Origin of the sequence: Leucobacter fengyongliangi, assembly GCF_050971685.1 — a bacterium.
In the GTDB taxonomy this organism is placed as follows: Bacteria; Actinomycetota; Actinomycetes; order Actinomycetales; family Microbacteriaceae; genus Leucobacter.
This window is the reverse complement of record NZ_JBPCEU010000027.1, coordinates 1-4,984: the sequence shown is the minus strand read 5'-3', so window position 1 is coordinate 4,984 and position 4,984 is coordinate 1. Positions and strand designations below refer to the sequence as shown.

The window sequence follows — 4,984 nt, the reverse complement described above, 5'->3', positions numbered from 1 at the left end:
AGATTGGCGGCAGTCAGAGGTAGGCTGTCGCTCTGCGCCGATCAGGCGGCTGCTGCGAAATGGTGGTTGAGCATGCCCATGGCCTCCGTCAGCGCCGAGGGCCCAATGCCAAAAGCTCTCTCCACAAGGCGCACCTCGCCCCTGATGCCGGGCTGCAGGCACCAGGGGCGAGCCTGTCCTTTGCGCAGGGCTCGCATGACTTCGAATCCCTTGATCGTGGCATAGGCCGTGGGGATCGATTTGAAACCGCGCACCGGCTTGATCAGTATCTTGAGCTTTCCGTGATCGGCCTCGATCACGTTATTGAGATACTTCACCTGCCGGTGGGCCGTCTCCCGGTCCAGCTTTCCTTCGCGCTTCAATTCGGTGATCGCTGCACCATAGCTCGGCGCTTTGTCGGTATTGAGCGTGGCAGGCTTTTCCCAGTGCTTCAGGCCTCGCAGGGCCTTGCCCAGGAACCGCTTCGCTGCCTTGGCGCTGCGGGTCGGCGACAGGTAGAAATCGATCGTGTCGCCCCGCTTGTCGACTGCCCGGTACAGGTAGGTCCACTTGCCCCGCACCTTGACGTAGGTTTCATCCAGGCGCCAGCTCGGATCAAAGCCACGCCGCCAGAACCAGCGCAGCCGCTTCTCCATCTCCGGGGCGTAGCACTGGACCCAGCGATAGATCGTCGTATGGTCGACCGAAATGCCGCGTTCCGCCAGCATTTCCTCAAGGTCGCGATAGCTGATCGGATAGCGACAATACCAGCGCACCGCCCACAGGATCACATCACCCTGGAAATGGCGCCACTTGAAATCCGTCATCGTTCCGTCCGTCCAATCTCCGCCAAGCATGCTCAAGCTTCACGATTTTTGCAACAGAGCCCCCGCGTCCTCGATGACGCGACGGCGCTGCACGCTGTACTGAGGCGTACGGCCGGTGCGCAGTTCGGGAGGTATGTCGGCGTCGACGTACCCATGCTCGGCCAGCTCGCGGCCTGGCATGAGCGCGTCGTCGACGGGACGCACTACAACGGCGAGGACGGGCGCGGCGACGGCGCAACTGGCACCGTCACCACGGCGGCAGAGCTGCACCGTGCCGCCGCAGCGTTCGATGCCGCCTCGGCCGCGCTGCGCGAAGCGCACGCAGCCAACGGCGTCGTGCGCTGGTACGACGATCCCCAGTGAGTCACGACGTGGACGGCCCGGATGCCGACACCGAGGAGCGCACCCGCATCGGGCAGGTGCTCGATGCAGCTCTGCCGCCGACGAGCGCCGACCGATAACGATCGTTTTCGGTGTGCAGCTCGGCGACGTCGCGGCGCTGCATGACACGCCGAACAGCGGCGCACCGAAACCCCCAACCGAAACTGAAACGCACCGATACTGAGCGCGTACCGTTTATGGCATGGCCGAAGTATTTGGGTACGCGCGAGTCTCGCGCAAAGAGCAAGATCCGGGCGCGCAGGAAGCCGAGCTGCGCGCGGCCGGCTGCAGTCGCGTGTTCGTCGACCACGGCGAATCGAGCCGCATCGCCGATCGCCCCGAGTGGCGCAAGCTCATCGACGTAGCTGCGCGCTCCGGCGACACGATCAAGGTCCGCAAGCTCGATCGACTTGCCGGCAGTGAGCGCCTGATGATCGAGGTGCTGTCCGAGCTGAACGACCGCGGCCTGAACATCGTAAGTCTCACAGAGCCCGCCATCGACACCACTACACCGATGGGGAAGGCGCTCTATGGCATCGTCGTGGTCTTCGCGCAGCTCCGCGTCGACACGATCAGAGAGAACACGCGCCTTGGATTGGAGCACGCCAGGAGCCAGGGAAGGGTCGGCGGCCGCCCAACCGTGATGACGGCCGAGCGGATCGCCGCGGCCGAGAAGATGCGCGCAGAGAACCAGAGCTACGCCCACATCGGGCGTGTGCTCGGAGTCGGCGCATCGAGCGTCATGCGCGCGCTCACAAAGTAGCAGTATAACTATGGTTATATTTGCGATAGACTTGAAGCGGAGGTGGAGACTATGACGATTACCGAGATCCCCGTCGAGGCGGTCGCTGCACGGAAGGCGCAGCACTTGCGAAACATCGGAGAGCTGGACTACCGGCGCAGTCTGCTGCGGCTGAAACAGCGTGGATTGCGTCAGAAGGCGATCGCCGATCTGGTGAAGGTCTCGCAGCCGAACGTGCAGAAGGTATTGCAGAGGGCCGCCACAATCCCGATGCCTCGTGAAGGTTTCTCTGGCGCAGATCCCTACGAGATTTGCGAGCGATACGCAGCCGGCCTGATCGACCGCGCGCAGCTTGTCGATGAGCTGACGCGCTGGGAGTATGTGCCGCGGGCTCAGACCAATGATGCGTTCGACGATCTGCTGATGGACGTTGCGGGCTCGGTCGATGACCTGGACCGCGCGCTGAGCCGTGGGCTGATCGACGATGAGCTGTACGACGAGATTGGCGATCGCATCGATGCACGGATGACGGCGGCGTGACCCCAGAGGAGCAGCGGCATATCGAGGTTGTCCAAGCGCTCTCTACTGCCGGCGGCCCACTCGACAAAGACGGCCCACACGCGACTACCAGAAACCCTGCTTGGTATCGCTCCAACGGGTCACGTAGAGCGGTACGACGGGCGACGCACGAGCGCATTAAGGCCGCGGTAGTGAGCCAGTCGCCGAACGCGAAAGATGAAGGTCGAGCACTTGTGCTGGCCGGCCCGCCAGGAGCCGGGAAAGGGCGAGTCGCCGATACCGTGCTCGGCGCGGATCGAGACCACTACGTGAATATTGACGCGGACGAGTTCAAGAAGCTGTTGCTGCGCGAAGCGATGGCAGATGGCAGCTATGAGGAATGGATCAAACCGCCAGAGGTGCGCGACTTAGAGGCGCAGGGGGAGCGGTTCTATCCACTTGAACTTGCCTCACTCGTGCATGAAGAATCGTCGATGCTTGCACGCGCGCTGCGCACAGAGATGATCGACCAGGGAACGAACATCATCGTCGACACGGTACTGAGCGACCCAGACAAAGCAGTGGAGCTTGGGGCGTATCTTGCGGACGCTGGCTACCAGGTAACGGTCGTCGACGTCGAGGTGCCGTTCGAGGTATCGCAGGATCGAATCGTGCAGCGCTGGCAGCACGCGATGCAGGAAGCCGAGGCAGGCAAAGCAGACGCACTCGGCGGACGATGGGTGCCAAGCGCATACGCTCGGCCGCTGTTCGACACCGAGCATGGGCGCTCGAAGTCACAGGACGCGGCAGCCCAGCTCGCGCAGTCATGTCCACGAGTGATCCGCTACGAGCGCCACTACACTAGTACCGAGGAGCACCGAGCATCGTTGGTTGAGGGGCGCGAAGCCCAGCCCACTCGTGAGGTCGCGCAGGTGCGGTCGAAGCCCGGCGGAAAGCTCGAAGCAGAGCAGTCGGTGAGCAGACTATCCGCGGCAAGTTTCAGTACCGATAGATCCGCACCGCGCAACGCAGACGCGCAAGTGAAGCGGCCAGGTTCGCGTTCTGGTCAAGTCCCGTGGAGTGGTGTAACCGTTTCGTGATCCTTCAAGGATGTGGGGGCTAGTTTTCGTTGTGATTGCAGATGCTCGCGACGAGCTCACTCACGGTGTCGGAGTACAGCCCAGGAGTGGGGGCGCTCATGCTGCGGCCCCGAGCTCGGGGAGCTCATGGTGCTGGCCGATAGTGTCGGTACCCACGAGCGTGAGGCGGCACCTCGCGAGAACGTCAAGACCGAGGTAACGACGACCCTCGGCCCATTCGTCAGACTGCTCCGCAAGAACGGCCCCGACGAGGCGGGTGATCGCGGCCCGGTTCGGGAAGATCCCCACCACATCGGTCCTGCGGCGGATCTCACGGTTCAGGCGCTCGTTCGGGTTATTCGACCAGATCTGCTGCCACACATCTTTCGGGAACGTGGTGAACGCGAGAATGTCAGCCCGGGCAGCATCGAGGTGGTCGTGCACTTCGGGGAGTTTGTCCTCGACGTAGTCCAGGAGCCGGTCGAATTGGGCCTCAACACTTTTCTGGTCGGGTTGGTCGTACACGGAATGCAGCATCGCTTTCACCGCCGGCCACATGCTCTTCGGGGTCACTGACATCAGGTTCGCAGCGTAGTGCGTGCGACACCGTTGCCACGACGTCCCAGGGAAGTTCGCGCGCATCGCTTCAACGAGGCCAGCGTGCGCGTCAGAGGTGATGAGTTTCACCCCGGTGAGGCCGCGCGCGACAAGGTCTGCGAAGAACCCGTTCCACGCCATCGTGGTCTCCGCGGTCGCCACTTGCATGCCCAGGACTTCCCGATGCCCGTCAGCGTTCACCCCGGTCGCGACGAGCACCATGGTGTTGATCACCCGCCCGCCCTCACGCACTTTCATCGTGAGTGCGTCGCACGCGACGAACGTGAACGGGCCGGCCTCACCTAACGGCCTCGTGCGAAACTCACGCACATGCTCGTCCATATCGGCGGCCATTCGGGAGACCTGCGACTTCGACAGGGAATGGATGCCAAGGGTCTTCACGAGTTTGTCCATCCGCCTCGTTGAGACGCCAGCGAGGTAGGCGTCAGCGACGACGGTGATCATCGCCGCTTCTGAGCGTTTGCGACGTTCGAGGAGCCACTCGGGGAAGTACGTGCCGGAGCGGAGCTTCGGGATCGCGACGTCTATGGTTCCGACACGCGTATCGAGTTCACGGGTGCGGTATCCGTTGCGGGAATTCACTCGGTCAGCAGAGGGCTTCCCGTACTCGGCGCCGCAGATCGCATCTGCTTCGGCTGAGAGGAGGGTGTTGATCATGGTTTGCAGCAGGGTGCGCATCAGATCCGGTGATGCGTCGCCCAGCGCGTTGGTGAGGACGGTGGCAGGGTCGACAATAGAGGGAGTGGTCATCGGTGTGACGCCTTTCGAGTGGGATGTGAGAGTTTCCTCGAAGGAAGATCCCGGTGGCCACGCTGACGTTTACTGGCCGGGATCGTTACACCACTCTACGGGGCACTACT

6 protein-coding genes are annotated in these 4,984 nt (G+C 62.8%); 4 read left to right on the top strand and 2 right to left on the bottom strand.

Annotated features, from left to right (window positions below; genetic code table 11):
- Positions 1-41 precede the first annotated feature (41 nt).
- Entirely contained in the window at positions 42-806 is a 765-nt protein-coding gene (locus tag ACR0R4_RS13020; RefSeq protein ID WP_001389365.1) for an IS6-like element IS6100 family transposase, read from the bottom strand.
- A gap of 48 nt (positions 807-854) precedes the next feature.
- On the opposite strand from ACR0R4_RS13020, the gene ACR0R4_RS13015 reads away from it, so the two are divergent.
- The 4 genes from ACR0R4_RS13015 (at position 855) to ACR0R4_RS13000 (ending at position 3,527) form a co-directional block, all read left to right on the top strand.
- Complete coding sequence (locus ACR0R4_RS13015; protein ID WP_310114865.1) at positions 855-1,169, top strand: hypothetical protein; 315 nt, start codon at positions 855-857, stop codon at positions 1,167-1,169.
- Between the two features lie 220 nt (positions 1,170-1,389).
- Positions 1,390-1,950, top strand: a complete 561-nt coding sequence (locus ACR0R4_RS13010) for a recombinase family protein (protein WP_253035904.1) — start codon at positions 1,390-1,392, stop codon at positions 1,948-1,950.
- A 51-nt stretch (positions 1,951-2,001) separates the two neighbouring features.
- A complete protein-coding gene (locus ACR0R4_RS13005; RefSeq protein WP_234001862.1) occupies positions 2,002-2,469 on the top strand; it encodes a hypothetical protein in 468 nt (155 codons plus the stop codon).
- Positions 2,466-3,527, top strand: a complete 1,062-nt coding sequence (locus tag ACR0R4_RS13000) for a zeta toxin family protein (protein ID WP_433647798.1) — start codon at positions 2,466-2,468, stop codon at positions 3,525-3,527. The genes ACR0R4_RS13005 and ACR0R4_RS13000 overlap by 4 nt, the downstream gene beginning before the upstream one ends.
- 96 nt (positions 3,528-3,623) lie before the next feature.
- On the opposite strand, the gene ACR0R4_RS12995 is transcribed toward ACR0R4_RS13000, so the two are convergent.
- Complete coding sequence (locus ACR0R4_RS12995) at positions 3,624-4,874, bottom strand: IS256 family transposase (protein WP_193591830.1); 1,251 nt, start codon at positions 4,872-4,874, stop codon at positions 3,624-3,626.
- Positions 4,875-4,984 lie beyond the last annotated feature (110 nt).

What these genes read in the sequence shown, in the direction of transcription:
- ACR0R4_RS13020 (WP_001389365.1), bottom strand. Translation starts at nt 806, where the DNA reads ATGACGGATTTCAAGTGGCGCCATTTCCAGGGTGATGTGATCCTGTGG.
- ACR0R4_RS13010 (WP_253035904.1), top strand. Translation starts at nt 1,390, where the DNA reads ATGGCCGAAGTATTTGGGTACGCGCGAGTCTCGCGCAAAGAGCAAGAT.
- ACR0R4_RS13005 (WP_234001862.1), top strand. Translation starts at nt 2,002, where the DNA reads ATGACGATTACCGAGATCCCCGTCGAGGCGGTCGCTGCACGGAAGGCG.
- ACR0R4_RS12995 (WP_193591830.1), bottom strand. Translation starts at nt 4,874, where the DNA reads ATGACCACTCCCTCTATTGTCGACCCTGCCACCGTCCTCACCAACGCG.